At 53.3% G+C, this 17,637-nt stretch carries 16 protein-coding genes; 12 read left to right on the forward strand and 4 right to left on the reverse strand.

Features of this window, described 5'->3' with window-relative positions:
- The first annotated feature begins 82 nt into the window (after positions 1-82).
- Positions 83-937: an SAM-dependent methyltransferase gene (locus IAE55_RS07885; protein WP_325168612.1), complete on the forward strand. Its 855-nt coding sequence runs from the start codon at positions 83-85 to the stop codon at positions 935-937.
- 191 nt (positions 938-1,128) lie between these two features.
- On the opposite strand, the gene IAE55_RS07890 is transcribed toward IAE55_RS07885, so the two are convergent.
- Positions 1,129-1,860: an RluA family pseudouridine synthase gene (locus IAE55_RS07890; RefSeq protein WP_200631573.1), complete on the reverse strand. Its 732-nt coding sequence runs from the start codon at positions 1,858-1,860 to the stop codon at positions 1,129-1,131.
- Positions 1,861-1,863: 3 nt separating this feature from the next.
- Positions 1,864-2,727, reverse strand: coding sequence for a class I SAM-dependent methyltransferase (locus IAE55_RS07895; protein ID WP_200631575.1), 864 nt, complete (start codon positions 2,725-2,727; stop codon positions 1,864-1,866).
- A gap of 139 nt (positions 2,728-2,866) precedes the next feature.
- Here IAE55_RS07895 and IAE55_RS07900 point away from each other — a divergent pair, with 139 nt between their 5' ends.
- Positions 2,867-3,292, forward strand: coding sequence for a hypothetical protein (locus IAE55_RS07900; RefSeq protein ID WP_200631577.1), 426 nt, complete (start codon positions 2,867-2,869; stop codon positions 3,290-3,292).
- Between the two features lie 84 nt (positions 3,293-3,376).
- Here IAE55_RS07900 and IAE55_RS07905 read toward each other — a convergent pair whose 3' ends face one another.
- Positions 3,377-4,126, reverse strand: a complete 750-nt coding sequence (locus IAE55_RS07905) for a GNAT family N-acetyltransferase (protein ID WP_200631579.1) — start codon at positions 4,124-4,126, stop codon at positions 3,377-3,379.
- A 284-nt stretch (positions 4,127-4,410) separates the two neighbouring features.
- Here IAE55_RS07905 and hpaB point away from each other — a divergent pair, with 284 nt between their 5' ends.
- Positions 4,411-5,868, forward strand: a complete 1,458-nt coding sequence (gene hpaB / locus IAE55_RS07910) for a 4-hydroxyphenylacetate 3-monooxygenase, oxygenase component (protein ID WP_145158592.1) — start codon at positions 4,411-4,413, stop codon at positions 5,866-5,868.
- Positions 5,869-6,221: 353 nt separating this feature from the next.
- Here hpaB and IAE55_RS07915 read toward each other — a convergent pair whose 3' ends face one another.
- Positions 6,222-7,124: a glucose 1-dehydrogenase gene (locus IAE55_RS07915; RefSeq protein WP_145158594.1), complete on the reverse strand. Its 903-nt coding sequence runs from the start codon at positions 7,122-7,124 to the stop codon at positions 6,222-6,224.
- Positions 7,125-7,346: 222 nt separating this feature from the next.
- Here IAE55_RS07915 and IAE55_RS07920 point away from each other — a divergent pair, with 222 nt between their 5' ends.
- The 9 genes from IAE55_RS07920 to IAE55_RS07960 all read left to right on the forward strand — a co-directional run bounded on the left by IAE55_RS07920 (position 7,347) and on the right by IAE55_RS07960 (position 17,611).
- Complete coding sequence (locus tag IAE55_RS07920; RefSeq protein WP_145024618.1) at positions 7,347-8,276, forward strand: carbohydrate ABC transporter permease; 930 nt, start codon at positions 7,347-7,349, stop codon at positions 8,274-8,276.
- 60 nt (positions 8,277-8,336) lie between these two features.
- Complete coding sequence (locus tag IAE55_RS07925) at positions 8,337-9,203, forward strand: carbohydrate ABC transporter permease (RefSeq protein WP_094596352.1); 867 nt, start codon at positions 8,337-8,339, stop codon at positions 9,201-9,203.
- Positions 9,204-9,283: 80 nt separating this feature from the next.
- Complete coding sequence (locus IAE55_RS07930) at positions 9,284-10,663, forward strand: extracellular solute-binding protein (protein WP_145158598.1); 1,380 nt, start codon at positions 9,284-9,286, stop codon at positions 10,661-10,663.
- Positions 10,664-10,815: 152 nt separating this feature from the next.
- The gene (locus IAE55_RS07935) at positions 10,816-11,790 is read left to right on the forward strand and encodes a Gfo/Idh/MocA family protein (protein WP_234489348.1); all 975 of its coding nucleotides are present in this window, start codon (positions 10,816-10,818) and stop codon (positions 11,788-11,790) included.
- A gap of 435 nt (positions 11,791-12,225) precedes the next feature.
- Positions 12,226-13,167 (forward strand): ArsR/SmtB family transcription factor, encoded by a 942-nt coding sequence (locus IAE55_RS07940; RefSeq protein WP_200631581.1) that lies wholly within the window; start codon positions 12,226-12,228, stop codon positions 13,165-13,167.
- Positions 13,168-13,465: 298 nt separating this feature from the next.
- Positions 13,466-14,821: an ABC transporter substrate-binding protein gene (locus tag IAE55_RS07945; RefSeq protein WP_145158604.1), complete on the forward strand. Its 1,356-nt coding sequence runs from the start codon at positions 13,466-13,468 to the stop codon at positions 14,819-14,821.
- Between the two features lie 82 nt (positions 14,822-14,903).
- The gene (locus IAE55_RS07950) at positions 14,904-15,785 is read left to right on the forward strand and encodes a carbohydrate ABC transporter permease (protein ID WP_076171002.1); all 882 of its coding nucleotides are present in this window, start codon (positions 14,904-14,906) and stop codon (positions 15,783-15,785) included.
- A gap of 3 nt (positions 15,786-15,788) precedes the next feature.
- Positions 15,789-16,595: a carbohydrate ABC transporter permease gene (locus IAE55_RS07955; RefSeq protein WP_105442161.1), complete on the forward strand. Its 807-nt coding sequence runs from the start codon at positions 15,789-15,791 to the stop codon at positions 16,593-16,595.
- Positions 16,592-17,611, forward strand: coding sequence for a hypothetical protein (locus IAE55_RS07960; RefSeq protein WP_105442162.1), 1,020 nt, complete (start codon positions 16,592-16,594; stop codon positions 17,609-17,611). The genes IAE55_RS07955 and IAE55_RS07960 overlap by 4 nt, the downstream gene beginning before the upstream one ends.
- The last annotated feature ends 26 nt before the right edge of the window (positions 17,612-17,637 follow it).

Consider the following 17,637-nt stretch of genomic DNA (forward strand, 5'->3'; position numbering starts at 1 on the left):
GGCGCGTCTTGACACCAAGGGGGATATTGACAACATGGGGCTCTGGCGGATACAATTTGTGAAATCCTGTTGGGATTAAGATGTGAGCAGAAAGGTTGTGGCCCTGGAGATGAGCCGAGAAGAGTTGAGAAGAGCAGAGATTGACGAGAATGAGCGTACCGCAGAACAAGGTACCGCAGCAGGGATGACAAGCAGAGGGCTGGCCGATGAGGAGCCAAGCCGTGATCAGTTTAGCCTTTCCGAAGGGGATGCGGGGGACATCCGGCTGGAGCGGATCGTCTTCATCGGTAGAACCTATGACGAATATTTGCGGATGTTTAATTTGAAGCCCGAGGACTTGAAGGGACGAACCGTCCTGGATTGCCCCGGTGGGGCATGCTCGTTTACGGCCAAAGCGAGGCAGATCGGCATTGAAGCCGTTGCTGCGGATATAGCCTATCAGTTTGATCCTGCGGCACTTGAGGCGAAGGGAAGGCTCGATATCGGACATGCGGTGCAGCATGTGGAGAGCCTGGGCGATCAGTACCGGTGGGACGAATTCGGCGGTCCCGAGGGGCTCCGCAGCGAGCGTACAATGGCCTTGACCGCCACGGTCGAGGATATGGAACAGCATCCTGAGCGATACGTTGCCGCGGTTTTGCCGGTGCTGCCCTTTGCAGACCGGCAGTTTGACATGACGCTGTCGGCGCATTTTTTGTTTATGTACAGCGACAAGCTGGATTACGCGTTTCATGAGCAGACGGTGGGTGAGCTGATGCGGGTGACGAAGAAGGAAATCCGGATTTTTCCGCTGGTGGACCAGAGCAGCCGCAGGTACGAGGACATGGGGAAGCTGCTGACGTTCGCCGCTGGAAACGGATGGTCAGCCGAGGAACGGCCGTCGGACTACGAGTTCCAGCGCGGAGCATCCTCTATGCTGGTGCTGACAAGAAACTGACGGGAAAAAGAATGGCCAACGAGACAGACGTTGGATGCCGGCATAATGCCGAAGTTGGTTCGTTACCGTCTTTTGTCAGTTCCGCAGAACTTATTCTTATTAAAATCATAAAAAAGCCGGAGAGCCTGCATATGCAGGGCTCTCCGGCTTTTATACTGTTGCGGCCGATTACAGCCGCCGGGCGGGATGAATTATGATTCCTTGTCCGTCAAAGCGTTCAGGGTCGCTTCCGGCCACAAATTCCAGGGATGCTCTGCAGGCGGAAGTGAGGCAAGAACGATCTCTTCCTTTGTGATGGGATGAGGAACGCCGACGATGACAGACCACAGGGCGATCTGCTGCCCCGGCTTATTGAGCCCTTTGCCGTATTTCTGATCGCCGTAGAGCGGACAGCCGGCATGGCTCATCTGAACCCGAATCTGATGGGACCGGCCGGTATGTAGCTCCACCTTGACCAAGCTATAGCGGTCCGCCTCTGCGATCACTTCGTAATCCAGCAGCGCTTCCTTCGCGCCGGATGTTCCTGGCTTCACCACAGACACGGTATTGGTCTTGGCATCCTTGAGCAGGAAGTCTTTCAGGCTACCTGTCGGCGCAGGCAGCCTCCCGTGTACGACGGCCGCGTAAACTTTGCGGAACTTGCGGGAGCGTACCGTTTCCGACAGCCGAGAGGCGGCCTTGGATGTCTTGGCAAACACCATCGCCCCGCCGACGGGACGATCCAGCCGATGCACCAGGCCGACAAATACGTTGCCGGGCTTGTTATACCGGATCTTGATGTCCTCCTTGAGCAGGCTGACCAGATCGGCGTCCCCGGAGGCATCTTCCTGCGTAGGAACGTTGACCGGCTTCACGATGCCTAATAAATGATTGTCCTCATACAAAATCGGAATGCGGACGTCCTGACCATCGGCTCTGCTCATGGTTTAAGACTCCCATCTTCCCAAAATACCGCACGGCAGATTCAGTCCGGAGGCAGTAATCGGCAGTCCGAGCTCGCCGCAGGAAATGCTTCCTCCAAACCGGCGGGCTGCCGTCATGGACAGGATGTTATGCAGTACGGTCGGCGAAATACCGGTCGTATACGAATTAATGAGCATAAACAATGGGTTGTCCGACATAATGCTCATGCAGCTCTCGACGAAAGGATAGAGGCTCTGCTCCAGCTTCCACATTTCCCCGCCGGGTCCACGGCCGTAGGATGGTGGGTCCATGATGATCGCATCGTATTTATTGCCGCGGCGCTGTTCGCGCTGCACGAATTTGAACACGTCGTCCGTTATGAAACGGACCGGACGGTCCCCGAGGCCGGACAGCTGCAGGTTCTCCTTGGCCCATTGAACCATGCCTTTTGCGGCGTCGACGTGGACGACATGGGCACCTGCGGAAGCTGCCGCCACGCTGGCTCCGCCGGTATAGGCGAACAGGTTCAGCACCTGGATCGGCCGGCCCGCCCCGGCAATCTTGTCCATCATCCAGCGCCAGTTGGCTGCTTGCTCGGGGAACAAACCGGTATGCTTAAAGTTGGTAGGGCGGATATGGAACTTCAGCTTGTCGTAGGAAATGGTCCAGCGGTCGGGGATCAGCTTTTTCATGTCCCATTGGCCGCCGCCCGAAGAGCTTCGGTGGTAATGTCCATGAACTTGGCGCCACTGCCCCGTTTCGTTGGTGAGCGGCCATATAATCTGCGGGTCGGGTCTGCGGAGAATGACGTCTCCCCAACGCTCCAGCTTTTCCCCGTCCCCGGTATCAATCAATTCATAATCCTGCCAATCGCGTGCTACATACATGAATGCATTCCATCCTTCTGTTCTTTAATTTCATTTAGCTTATATTGTACAACATTTCGTACATACAATGCACTTTCTTCATACTCGGGGCGGGTAAAGGTATAATAAAGATAACCCCTCGCGAAAGGAGGACTTGCCGGTGAGCAGCAGACGGAAAATATCGTGGATTCTCACTTTGTTTGGCTTGTTTTGCGGCATTCTTTATGTCAATCTGGCGGTCCGTGGCGGCACGAAGGATTGGTTTGGCTTTCTTGTCTTCGCCGTGCTTCCGCTTGGAATCGGACTTATACTGCGCACGAAAACGAAAAAAGCGAGAGCATGGATGGAGATCACCCCCGAGATGGAGAAGAGCATTCTCCACCTGGCTGCGGAGCAGGAGAACCTGCTGACCGCTGCGGACGTTGCCTTGAATACGGCGCTCAGCATGGAGCAGGCCGGCGAGGCGCTGGAAGCGATGCGCCGCAAGGGTCAGGTCCATTTACGGGTAGCGGATAACGGGGCGCTGGTCTACGAATTCCAGGCCGTTCTATCGATGGAAGCCAAGCTGAATGCGGAGCGGGTGTAAACCCCAGTCCATCCTGCCCCGCACAACGCAATAAACCGGCTGCGCCTTGGACATGCCAAGCGCAGCCGGTTTTTCTTGTGGCGATTATTGGGACGCCATGTACTCGTAGTAGTCCTGCTGTCTCATCACTTTGAAGCCGCAGGACTCATACAGCCGGAGCGCATTGGGGTTCTGAACCGCCACCTCCAGCCATATGTCTCGCCCCCGGGCTATCGCTTCGGATACGATGAGCATCAATGTGCTGCGGCCGATCCCCTGACCCCGAACAGATGCTTTCACCGCAAAGCCGTATATCCACGTATCGGATCCTGTATCTTCAAGAGATACCTTGCCGACGGTAACCCCATCCCGTTTAATGATGAGCGGCCGGGTTCCCGATTCCTGCAGCAGCGAGGAGTAGATTTCAGCCGATTCCTCCCGGCTCATCTCGAATCCTTCCTGATCGATAGCGATGATGTCCTCCATGTCGGCAAGCTCTGCGCTTTGCAGTTGGACCGACGGGTCCGCTTCCGTGACAGTTTGGCCGTCGTCATGCCATTTCATTTGATACTCCGAATGGCAGAACACCCCTCCTTGGGACTCGATGAAGCCTATGCCGCTGGAAGAGGAAGCCGGGGTATTCAGAAGGACGGTCTTATAGGCTGAAACGTTAGCCGAGCGGATGGCGTCCTTCCATAGATTCGTAAATATTCCCTGACGCCGGTAATCCGGATGTACCATGCCGCATACCTCGAGACCGCCGCCGAGCGGATATAAGGCGAGAAAACCGGTCAGCATATCGCCGGAATAATGAAAAAAGTCCAGCTTTGCGTCCGCAGGACGGGACTTCAGCATGCTCCAGTTTAATTTCAGAGTGATGGCATCGGCCCGCTCGCACAGCTCCTGCAGAGCGGAGATATCGCCTAGTTGACTTGGATTAAGAATAGTCTGCTTCCCCCATATTCGTTATTTTCTGCTATCATATCATGTTCCTATTAGGCGTTAAAGAGAGTGAATTGCAATTTATGCAAGGTTTTTTTGTTCATGCGAAGCCTCCATCATTAGGCGGTCATACCTCACTTCATACAGCGGCACGGAATAGGATGAATGTAACATTTCCTAGGAAGGGAGCCATCCGTATGCCGGTGAAAAACGGTAAGGAGTATATAGAACGGATCGACCAGGCACAGCCGGAGGTTTGGCTTCGAGGTAAGCAAATCCAAGGAAAGCTGTCCGACCATGCGGCTTTCCGCGGGTTAATGAGCACTCAGGCGTCTTTGTACGATATGCAGGTCGCGGAGGAGTATGCGATGCTTCTGACATACACGTCTCCGGAAACCGGGGAGCCGGTAGGCTTATCGTACTTACAGCCGAAGACCAAGGAAGATTTAGCCAGACGCAGAAGAGCCATGACGCTGTGGGGTGAGCGGCATTTCGGCCTGCTCGGCAGATCGCCGGATTATATGAATACGGCCGTTATGGCCTACGCTGCCGCCTCGGAGCTGCTGGCTGAAGCGGATGCGAAGTATGCGGACAACATGCGGAATTACTACCGTTACTGCTCAGAGAATGACATTACGCTGTCCCACGCCTTCGTGCAGCCGGCGGCGAGCCGTACCGCCGAAATGCTTGATGACGGAACGATCGTCAATACCGCGGCACGCATCGTCGACCAGACGACAGAAGGCGTCATCGTGTCAGGCGCGTTTCTGCTGGCGACCCAGGGAGTCACAGCTGATGAAATACTCGTGTATCCGCCGGCATCGTTCATGTTTCAGGAGGAAGACAATCCTGAAACTTTTGCTTTTGCCGTCCCGAACAACCTTCCGGGTATGAAGTGGATAAGCCGGGAAAGCCTGGTCGGCGGCGATTCGGCTTACGATTATCCCCTCAGCTCGCGATTTGAGGAGATGGACACTCTTGTCATTTTCGATCACGTGCTCGTTCCTTGGGAGCGTATATTTATTCTTGGCAACGACAGCCTGTCCATACGCTTCTTTGCACAGAGCGGCTTTCACGTGCATGCAGCGCACCAGGTTTGCTGCCGATACGTGGCGAAGACTGAGTTTGTACTTGGAATCATTTTGTCCATTGTCGACGCACTGGAAAGAACCGGAAGCGTGGTCACCGAACAAGTGACAGAGGTGATCGTAAATCTGGAGTCGCTCAAGGCGCTGCTGCTCGCCTCCGAAGCGGGAGCGCAGGTGGATCGGTGGGGAAGCATGCTGCCCGACTATAAGCCGCTCTGGTCCGCTACCGTCATCTATCCCCAAATGTATGCACGGATGATGGAAATTATCCAGCTGCTCGGGTCCAGCAGCGTCATTATGATTCCGTCGGAGCAGGATTTTAAGGCATCCGGGATTGCTCCCTATTTATCGAATTATCTCAAAGGCAACAGCATGGACGCCCGGGATAAGACTGCGCTGTTCCGGCTGGCCTGGGAGCTGAGCAGCAGCGGTTTCGGCGGGCGGCAGCAGCTCTACGAACGCTTTTTCTTCGGGGGACAGCAGGTAACCAGCAATAGGCTGTTTCAAGGCTATTTGGATAAGGAGATGTACAAGGAGCGGGTTCAGCGATTTCTGCGGGATTTGTAATCACCGTTCTATGGATCGGTCATATTCCACCCGGCCACCTCATATATTTGTAATGGGGAACGTACGCCAGCAGCACGGGAGAGAGAAGCCGCCTGGGAAGAGCCATCCTTGCACAGAGGAGGCGGGCGGCGATGACGATCGATCAGCTGATCGCTTTATTGGCACTTGTCGTCATGATCATTGGACTTGTCAGCGGAAAAGGAAAATCATAAGCTGCAAAAAAGAGAGCTATATTCCAGCTCTCTTTTTTTGCCTGCAAACCGCTTGACGATTCTGACCCGAGTTCTCTGTCCCGTAAAGATCGAATTTGCATCGATGCTAAAGCGCCGCCGCTTTGCGGTTCTGCCTCAGCACTAATCAGTAACCATTTGCCCTCCGTTGATGTGGATCGTCTGTCCGGTGATATAAGATCCGTCGTCCGAAGCAAGGAGCACGTACGCTGGTGCCAGCTCGTAAGGCTGGGCGGCACGCCCCAGCGGTACGCTGCGGCCGAAGGTTGCTACCATCTCCGGCGTCATCGTTGCAGGGATAAGCGGCGTCCATACAGGCCCCGGAGCGATCGTGTTCACTCGAATGGATTGACTGGCCAGGTTACGGGCGAGTGCACGGCTGAAGCTGACGATCGCCCCTTTGGTCGAGGAATAGTCCATCAGCTTGTCATGGCCAACATAAGCGTTTACGGAAGCGGTGTTCACGATGCTGCTTCCCGGACGAAGGTGGGGGAGGACCGCCTTGGTCAGCAGAATGAAAGAAAGGATATTCACCTCAAAAATATTGCGCAGCTGTTCCTCGGATATGTCCAGCAAGGACTCCCGGACGAACTGAATTGCGGCATTGTTGATAAGAATATCGATTTTTCCGTATGTCCGGAGGGTGCGGTCCACGATATGTGAAGCGAAACCCGGCGACCGCACGTCAACGGGAAGCAATAGACATTTTCTGCCGAGCTGGCGGATTCGCCGCTCCGTGTCCTGCGCATCCCTGTGCTCATTAAGATATACGATCACAAGGTCGGCGCCTTCTTTGGCAAAAGCGATGGCGACCGCACGGCCGATACCGCTGTCTCCTCCGGTGATGATCGCCACCTTGTCCTTTAATTTACCGGTTCCGATATAGTTCGGATTTTCAGATACGGGGAGCGGGTTCATCACATATTCAATGCCCGGCTGCCCGTGCTGGTGCTGATCCGGCGGAAAAGCCACCGGAATGTCCTTGCACTGGTGAATGACGCCATATTTAGCATACGGATAGTTCATCGGCCAATCCTTCCCTAAGCTTTTGATGGTACACAGTCTATTCACGGGATGGGCGAGTGTGCCAGTTATTTTTAAGTCTTACATCGAAATAACAAACGAACATAAACGGCTGTCCCGGACATAAATATGTACCAAAGCTGATGATCACCCAATGATGACGCATGTTGTTGGCATTAGGGATCCTTTTGGAAGGAGGAGGGCCGATTGATAGTAAGCAATGAGATGAATGCTGACAAGAAAATGACACCCAAACGAAAAAAATGGTTCACGCGCAATGATTGGACCGGCTATTTGTTCAGCGCCCCATTAATTATCGGCGTGCTCGCATTTGCCATCTATCCGATGTTTGCCGCATTGTTTATCAGCTTTCACCAGACGTCGGGCCTGTCGCTGAACGGAAAGTGGGTGGGGCTCAGCAATTACCGGTATGCACTGGAGGATCCGGTTTTCTGGCAAGCGCTTACAAATACGTTTTTGATGGGCGTCTTGTCCGTGGTGCTCGGCATCGTATTATCCTTTGTGCTGGCGAGCCTGATCAACAATCTCAAATGGAACTTCGGCAAAAACTTTTTTAAGGCCGTCTACTTTCTGCCGAACGTCGTGTCGGCGGTAGCGACCAGTCTCCTGTTCTCGTTTCTGTTTTTCCCATCGAAAGAAGGGCTGCTGAACTTTGTACTGAGCTGGTTCGGGGTTCACCATCCCATCGGCTGGTTTACGAATCCGGAGGTGTCGCGCTACAGCATCGTGCTAATGAGCCTGTGGGGGGCGCTTGGCTACAACACGATCATTTTTCTGGCTGGCCTGCAAAGCGTGCCGCGCGACCTGTATGAAGCCGCTGAAGTCGATGGGGCGGGCGGGTACAAAAAATGGCTCCATATTACCATCCCTTATCTACGTCCGATCTTCGTCTTTATGCTCATTATGGGCACGATCGGCGGCATGAAGCGGTTCACTGACGTGTGGCTGATCGGCGGTACGGCGGGCAATCCGGGCGGAAGCCTGATGACGGTGGTGCTGTACATATACCGGAACGCATTTTTGGCATCGCAAATGGGTCTGGCCACAGCCGCTTCTTACCTGCTGTTCATCATCATTTTGGTGCTGACCGCAGTCATGATGCTGTTGAACCGACGCAAAGACAGCCTTGACTGACGCATTAGGCAAAACCGACGTCATATCAGAACTACATACTTAAGCAAAGGAGGTCCCGCCATGATCCAAACGGCCGATTCCAAGGCGCTGCGCCGTAAAAAAATCCCTGTCAGTCAGTGGATTCTCACCATCGTGCTGTTTCTCGGCTCCTTTATTATGATCGTGCCATTCCTGTGGATGCTCGTGACCAGCTTTGACTGGGGGGCCCGGCTGAACATTACGTTTCCGCCGAAAATCTGGCCGGAAGAGCCGTCCATACGCACGTATGAAGTGGCCTTTACGAACATTAAAATGTTCCGCTATATCATCAATTCCATCATCGTCAGCGCAGGCGTTATCGTTGTCAGCTCGCTGTCCGCGCTGCTGTCCGGTTATGCCCTCTCCAAGCTGCGGTTCAAAGGGGCGAGCCTGGTGCTTCTGCTGGCGCTGAGTACGATGATGATTCCGTTTGAAATGACCATGATTCCGCAGTATCTGCTCTTCAGCAAGCTGGGGCTTCTGGACAATTATCTGGCTTTTTATTTACCAGCACTTAACTATGCCTTCGGCACGTTTTTGGCCAAAGCCTTCATCGACCAGCTGCCGTCCAGCCTGCGCGAAGCCGCCATTCTCGACGGCGCCGGGGAGTTCACCGTTTTCGGCCGGGTGTATTTGCCGCTCTGCACGCCGATTATCGCCACCATGATCATCCTCCTGTTCCTGGGCGTGTGGAACGAAATGCTGTGGCCGCTGCTGGTGCTGAAGAACGCTGCCAAATATACGATCCAGATCGGCCTGGCGATGTTTACCTATAACAATGGCATCAACCAACAGCCCTCGATCATTATGGCTGCAACGGCGGTCAGTCTCATTCCTGTCGTCGTCGTATATATGTTTTTGCAGCGTTACATTATCGAAAGCATTGCTTTGTCCGGGATCAAGCAGTAAACCCGGCGAAGCGCGGCCTTGGGGCCGCACGGCACCTATGATGATTGCGAACAAACTGATTATGAAAAGGGGGAACATGCATGAAAAAATGGCTTATGCTGCTGCTGTCCTGCACGCTCGTATTCACGCTGGCAGCCTGCTCTGAAGGGTCAGGCAAGGACGTGACCGGCGGCGTGGAGATCAAGCAAGTCTCCGACATGAAAGGAACCGTCCGGGTGGCGCTGGCCGGATGGCAGCTCGACAACGGCATCAACGCGCAGACGGGCAATCCGACGATCGGGCTGACCGAGTACATGGATAAGACGTTCAAGAAAATGTACCCAAATATCAAGGTGGAGCTGTACCAAATTCCTTGGGAGAACGTAAAGGCCAAGCAAACGGCGATGCTCATGTCGGGGGATGCCGACGTGCTGTACACCGGGGGAGCTTTTGCCTCCCAATGGTATCAGGACGGACTGCTGCGTGATCTGGACGACCTGATCAAAGAAGACACATCGTTTGATCCCGGCATTTATCTGGACGGCATAATGAACAATTCCTACAGCACCAAGTCGCCGGACGGATCCAAGCAGTTCGGGATTCCAGCCGTGCTGGGCCGCCGCATGACGATCTATGACAAAAAGCTGTTCAGCGACTGGGGCGTCGAAGGCTTGACGGAGAAAGCGACCCCGGAAGAAATTTTGGAAAAAGCCAAAAAGATGACCGGCAAAAATCCGAAAACCGGCGAGCAGAACTACGGCGTATACTGGTCGGGCAACTCGCTGAACGGCTCCACTTTTGTGGCGCTGACCCTGGCTTTCGGAGCGAAAGGGGCCGAAGGCTCGCTGAAAGACGTAAAGTCGATCAAATGGCATCTGAACACCCCGGAAATGGTGAAGGTCATGGAATGGCTTAAGGAAGCCGCAAAGCTGCCGCCGGCCGGCTTTATCACAGCCCAGGGAGCGGAAAACTTCGGGCTTGAGAAAAATAACATCGCGATTGCGCTGGACAGCACCGGCGGCGCGACGATGAACGAATTTATCGCAAACAATAACAAGGATTTACTGGACCGGTTCGAGCCGGTGATGAATATGGGGCCGAAAGGTGAAGGCTGGGTGGCCGTGGATCCGTTCGTCATGGCGAAGAACGCCAAGGACGTGAAAGCTTCCTGGGAAGTTCTCAAATTCCTGACCAGCCCGATGACGCAAAAATATACGTATGAGAACTTCGCGATGACACCGACGATCAAGCAGGCCGATTTTGTGAAGCCGGAAGACAAATATGTGAAAAAGGCGCTGGACATCGCCAATGTCGGGCACTCCGAGCTGATGGACGAAGCCAATCCGTTCTATATGAGCGATATCGTCCCGGCCGTCAACGGCTTTATCAGCAAGGCGGCTTCCGGCAACGCGCCGGACATCCAGCAGTTCCTGGACGAACTGCAGGACCGCGCGGAGAAATGGTCTGCCAATCTGAAGTGACAGGTTAAAGCGAGTGCAGGGCCCTTCACGGGGCCTTTGCACTTCCTTTTTACCAGGAGACGCAAGGACGATATTCGAAATTGTAGCTGCCTAGCGGCAGGAGCAAATGATCCCATTGCGTGTGTTTGAAAAACAGTATGTAAGGAGGTCCCATGATGGTTCGTGTTGGTTTGGTCGGGGCAGGCGGAATCGCCTCCGAGCATTTGAAGCATATTGACGATCATGATCAGGCAGAGCTGGTCGCCGTGTGCGATATTTCCGCGAAGCAGGCGGAATTAGCCGTAAAACGGTATGGTGGAGTCGCTTATACGGATATCCGGCGGATGCTGGCGAACGAGCAGCTGGATGCGCTCTTTGTGTGCATCCCCCCCTTTGCCCATGGCGATATTGAAGAGCAGGCGGCAGGAAGAGGCATTCATCTGCTGGTGGAAAAGCCGCTGGGTCTGGATATGGGCACTGTACGGCAAAAAGCGGATTTTATCCGGAAAGCGGGCGTTATGACGGCCACAGGCTACTGCCTAAGGTATATGGAGCCGGTACAGAAGGCGAAACAGTACCTGGCCGGTAAAGAAATCGCCATGGTGCGGGCCCACAGGTTCGGCGGGTTGCCGGATACCCCTTGGTGGGTGGACCATACCAAATCGGGCGGACAGCTGGTAGAGCAGACGACCCATAATGTGGATCTTATGCTGTACTTGGCCGGAACAGTCCACAAGGTCAGTGCCGACATGGCCCTGCTGCTGAACAGGGATGTTCCCGGTATTACGACGCCGGATGCCGCTTCGGTCAACCTGGTGTTCGATTCGGGCGCAATCGGTCACATTGACACCGGTTTTCTACCTCAGCCGGACAGCCGTTCCTCCCTGGAGATCATTGGAAGGGATTTCAGATTGACGCTCGAAGGAACATCACTTACCATTTTGGAACCGGAGCAGACGATCATTCTTCGCGGTAAATCCGATTTCTACAAAGTCCAGGACGACGCTTTCATTCGGGCCGTTGCCACGGGTGACCAGAGCATAATTCTGGCCCCGTATGAAGAAGCGATGCACACGCTGGAAGTGACGCTGGCTGCCAACGAATCGGCACGAAGCGGATTGCCGGTGACCATAACCAAGAGGGGGTAAATATAGAGCCCCTCCAGGAGCCTGCGGGCTCCTTTTTTGCGTATCCGGATAGCCGTAAGGAGTGCATAAACATATCGATGCCGTGCATAATCACGCCCTTTTCCATAATCAGGATATGACGGAGTATTCCAGAATAGAATCTGGTAAACCGTTTTCGATCTATCAATTTGGATTTTTTGGATTCAGTGATTGTATACGTCAATTCGATGAAGGAAACAGTCACAGTTAAGCCAATTTGTATCATCATTACGATGAGGGTTGCGCCTTCTAAAAGAAAATAATTTCCGGATCGAAGGCTCCATTCTCTATCAGGAAACGGGATTACCGGCATTCCCTAGTTCTTGTTTTCTTGCGAAGATCTTGCTTCTGCTGTCCCAAACAAGGTAAACTCAAACTTAGGCATAAAAAGAGCTGGAACAAGAAGGAAGGATTAGCATGTTGGATCTGAATGTAAATGAGCCGGATCAGCTGGTTCAGGTTGCCCATGCATTGTCCACCCGGGCGAGGGTGGATATGCTGAAACTGCTCTATACGCGGAGCATGAATATAATAGAAATTTCGGAAGCACTCAAGCTGCCGGTGTCGACAGTGGCGAACAACGTCAAAATTTTGGAGGCCGCCAAGCTGCTGACGACAGAGCTTCTGCCAGCGGCCCGGGGGGCGATGAAGGTATGCACCCGCAGTTATGATGACATCCATATCAGTCTCAACCCGGCGATCCAATCGACCAAGGAAAATTATGGCGTGTATGAGGTCGAAATTCCGATCGGATTGTACAGCGATTGCGAAGTATACCCGACCTGCGGCATGGCGAGCGGCACCGAAATGATCATCCGGGAAGACGAGCCGGCGAGCTTCTACCATCCGAAGCATATCGATGCGCAGATCATCTGGTTCCGGAAAGGTTACTTGGAGTACATTTTGCCGCTGGAGCTTCCGCAAAACGTCAAAATCAAATCGCTTGAGCTGTCCATGGAAATCTGCTCGGAGGCGCCCAACTTCGATAACGATTGGCCCTCGGACATATCGGTCTGGCTGAACGGGCTTGAGATCGGGATGTGGACGAGTCCGGGGGATTTCGGGGACCGCCGCGGCAGGCTGAACCCCTCCTGGTGGCTCGATTGGACGACGCAGTACGGCCTCTTGAAAACGTGGCGGGTCGATGAGGACCGAACGACGCTGGATATGAAAAAGGTATCGGATGTGGGCATCAACGATCTTCATCTGGAAGGGCGTCCGAATTTGCGCCTGCGGATCGGCGTGGATCCAAATGCGGTCCATAAAGGCGGGGTGAACATCTTCGGGCGGCAGTTCGGCGATTATGAGCAGGACATCAAGATGCGTATTCAATATGTTCCCCTCACGGAGGAAGCGTAAAACCTTTGTTACAACAAGTTTGTAACAATGGTTTTTTTGTTTCTGTCACCGTGCTTGTGGATTTTTATGGGAAAAGAGCGTGGTTAAGGCAATTCCTTCTTGCTGATAAAGCGATGAAGCCAATTTGATATGCACGAGAATAAAAACAGATCAAAATTTTTATTACAAAAAAATGAAATGAATGCGTTGACAAAATAGAAATTTCGCCGTAATATAGCCCCATAAGAACAATAAAATTGTAATAAAACAATAACGTTGTTCTTTAGAACGACTACGGTGACGAAAATGGGGGGTACGTATGAGAAGAAAATTCAGCTTCATGTGGATCACATTACTGTCTCTGACCTTATTGCTCAGCGCCTGCGGCAGCGGCGGCAGCGGCAGCAGTGGTGGGGCGGACAGTACAGGCGGAGACGCGTCCGGCGGTACTGGTGAAAGCGCTTCGACGGATACGGGCGGCGGCAGCGGCGAGAAAGTGAACCTTTCCTTCTGGACGCTGTTTGACGGCGGAGACGGTGATAACATGCAGGCGATGGTAGACCAGTTCAATAAAGAGCATCCCGATATTCAGGTGAAAAATACGAAGCTCGTCTGGGGCGAGTATTATACGAAGCTGATCACAGCGGTTGGCGCAGGCAACGGTCCGGATGTGGGCATCTCCCATATTTCCCGTCTTCCCGACCTGATCAATCAGGGAGTTGCCACCGAGCTGGACGATTCGGCAAAGGATGCCAACATCGACTGGAGCACGTTCAACCAGAACATTCTGGAAGCTTCCGTTTACGATGACAAGCATTATGCGGTTCCGATCGATACACATCCGTTTATTATGTACTACAATAAAAAGCTGCTTAAAGACGCAGGGCTGCTCGGCGAAGACGGCAAACCGGTTCTGGAGCAATCGGGCGAGGGATTCATCAAGTTTCTGACAACGCTGAAAGAGAAGCTTCCGAAAGGCAAATATCCGTTTGCGCTTTCGAGCTCCAACGATGATCCATTCCGTTTCTGGTGGGCACTTTATTCGCAGCAGGGCGGCAATGACGTCGTATCCGACGATCTGAAATCAGCCGACATCGACAAAGACAAAGCCGTAAAAGCCGCGGATTATATCAAGGACTTATACCATAAGTACAATTTCATCAAGCTGAACGACCCGGATTTCTATAAAACGTTCCAGAGCGGGAATGCGGCGATCATGATGACCGGCGTGTGGGCGACCGGAACGTGGGAGAAAACGAAAGGGCTGGAATTCGGGGCCATGCCGATCCCTAAAGTTTTCGATCAGGAAGCGACATGGGGCGATTCGCATACGATCATTCTGCCGGCAACGAGCAAAGAAGATCCGGAGAAACGCAAAGCTGCACTGATTTTCGCCAACTGGATCGCCGACCACGGAGAAATCTGGGCGAAAGCGGGCCATATCCCTTCGAAGCCAGCCGTATTCGACAAGCCGGAATTCAAAGAGATGCCGTACCGGAGCGATTATGTCTCGGTGGCAAGCACAGTTAAATTCAACAAGCATTCCGATAAGAACTGGCAGATCCGTGATAACGCGCTCTTTAAATATTTGAACGAAGTTTGGTCCAACAAGATGTCGAGCTCGGATGCCGTTGACAAAATGCAAACCGAGATCGGTAAAGTTTTAAGCGAGTAACCATGAGGGTATGATCCATCAGACAGGTTTGGGGCGGCTGGCTCCAAGCCTGCCTGAGCGATGTGGGAGAGGAAGGTGAGTCATGAAGAAGCTTCGGATCGACTTGCAGGCACTGATTTTTTTACTGCCCTTTCTGATTGTGTATGTGTTGTTTACGATCTGGCCGATGATTAAGGGCGCTCAGATGAGCTTTTATAAATGGACCCTGATCCGGAAGATGAAATATGTCGGGTGGGACAATTTCCAGCGCATGTTTCATGACGACCAGTTCTGGGCTGCGGTTTGGCATTCTACGATTTTCGTCTTTCTAACGACGCCGACCATGATTGTGCTGGCCATCGCGCTGGCACTTATCGCGAACCGGAAATCCAAGCTGCAGAAGCTGTACCGCAGCGCGTTTTTTCTGCCGAGCATTCTTTCGGTTTCGGTGGCATCGTATTTGGGGTTGTTTATGTTCCAGCCCTATACCGGCTTCATTAACGGGATTCTGCATGGACTCGGCATCCTGGCGGAAGGGAAAGAGATCTTCTGGCTCACCGAGCCGTCACTGGCCTGGATTGCGGTCGCCGCTCTGACGCTGTGGTGGACGGTGGGGTTCAACTTTATTTTGTATCTGTCCGCCATGCAGGAAATTCCGGACGAAATTTATGAGGCGGCATCGCTGGACGGAGCGGCCAAAGGGCAGATGTTCTGGCGGATCACGCTGCCGATGATGAATTCGATCACACGGATGATTCTGATGCTGCAAATTATCGCTTCCTATAAAGTGTTCATGCAAATTTACATCATTACGGGCGGCGGACCGCTGGATTCGACAAGGCCGATCATCCAGTACATTTACCAGAGCGGTTTCAAAAAAAATGACCTGGGTTACGCGGCGACGATGTCCTATATGCTGTTTGCGATTTTGCTCGTATTGTCGATTATCCAGTATGTCGTTAACAACCGGAAGGAGGCGGCTTAAGGCATGAAATGGGTATACCGGATCATTTCTGTCATCGCGGCGTGCGTGTTTCTGGTTCCGCTGGTCTGGATGCTGGTCGTATCGATCAAGCAGGAAGGGATGAAGGTCTCCGGTTTGTTCGACTGGTTTACGCCGCCATATTCTTTCGCGGTGTACGGACAAATTATCAGCGGTACCAAGCTGATGCAGTGGGTGTGGAACAGCTTCTTCGTCGCAGGCGTCGTCACGGTTCTGACCGTTCTAGTTGCGGCTATGGCGGCTTATGCGTTGTCCAAAATTCCTTTCCGGTTTAAAGCCATCATGTTCTTTTTCATTTTGGCGGGTCTTCTCGTTCCCGGCGAAGCAACCATCATTCCGCTGTATCAGGTCGCCAAGGACATGCATTTGCTGAATTCGTACCAGGGGTTGATCGTCACAGCGCTGGCTTCGCCGATGGCGGTTATCGTGCTTAAAGGATTTTTTGACGGCATCCCGAACGACCTGATTGAGAGCGTGCAGATGGATGGAGGCGGCGTATGGAAAATATTCGCGGTGATCATGCTACCGCTGACCCGGCCGGCGCTCGCGTCGATGGCGATTCTGACCTTTATCGGCTCGTGGAACAATTTCCTGTGGCCATTCCTGTCGCTGACAAACGACAAGCTGTTTACGCTGCCGATGGGAATTCCGACCTTGATGAGTCAGTACTCGGAGGATTACGTGAAGCCGATGGTTGTGAACACGCTGTCTTCCATCCCGATCATTATTCTGTTTGTGATCTTTGAACGGCAAATTATCAAGGGGATCAGCCTGTCGGGGATTAAAGGGTGAGCGGCTCGGCCGTAGCCGGGATTGAGCCGAAGCGGCGCGAGCGTGCCATCGATCTGTTCAAAGGACTGCTGATCGTCGGGATGGTGTACTGCCACACGCTGCAATTTTTCAGCGATCCGGTCGTGTACCCGTCCATCAGCCGCTGGATCGATTTCTTCAACCTCATCACCTTCTCGGGGTTTGTGTTCAGCTTCGGGTATGTATCGCAGCTTGCTTATTATTCCAAGCCGTTTCGCAGCGCTTGCCCGCGGATGCTGACAGCCGCGCTGAAAACACTGCTGGCCTTTTATGTATCCGGAACGGCGTTCAGGGTGTTCCATGACGGAGCGCCGCTCCAATGGGACACGATTCGGCCGATCATGCTGCTGAAGGATATTCCTGGCTGGTCCGAGTTCCTGGTGTCTTTTACGTATTTGATGGTCCTCGGCTTGGTGCTGTTCGTTCCGCTGCGCTGGCTATCCGGGCGAAAGTGGCTGGGTTTTCTGGCGGCAGGCCTGCTGCTTGCAGGGACGCTGTTTCCTTATGGAGCGGTCCATGTTCCCCAGCTTGGGTTATTGGTCGGCACGAGGGATTTCGCCTCGTTTCCGCCTGTTCAATATTTTCCGTATTACCTGCTTGGGATCTTGTTCGCCAAATACCGGATTCGCTTCGACTGGCTCGTTCTCGCCGGATCGGTGCTTGCAACCGGTCTGTTTGCGGCAAATTGGCGGTATGCCGGGGAGCTTCCCTCGCGGTTTCCGCCTTCATTGTTCTGGATTATCGGTGCTGCCTTCATATTATATGGTTATTATTTGCTGGCCAGGGTATTGGAACGCATTCCGTACGCGTTTGGCTTTCTGGAGTCGATGGGGCGGAACGTGCTTTTGTATCTGGTGCTCAGCAATTTACTGATTTTTACGGTAAAAAGCAGCTGGCCGGATCTTCTCGTCGGAAGCGGCGGCGGCTTGCTGTACGCGGCAGGCTGGCTCGCCGTATGCGGATTTTGCAGCTGGATCGTTACCAAGCGTACGCGCTAAATGTGATTACTTCAAAGGAGTAGAGA

The organism is Paenibacillus sp. S28 (genome assembly GCF_016624415.1).
GTDB lineage: Bacteria > Bacillota > Bacilli > Paenibacillales > Paenibacillaceae > Paenibacillus_AQ > Paenibacillus_AQ favisporus.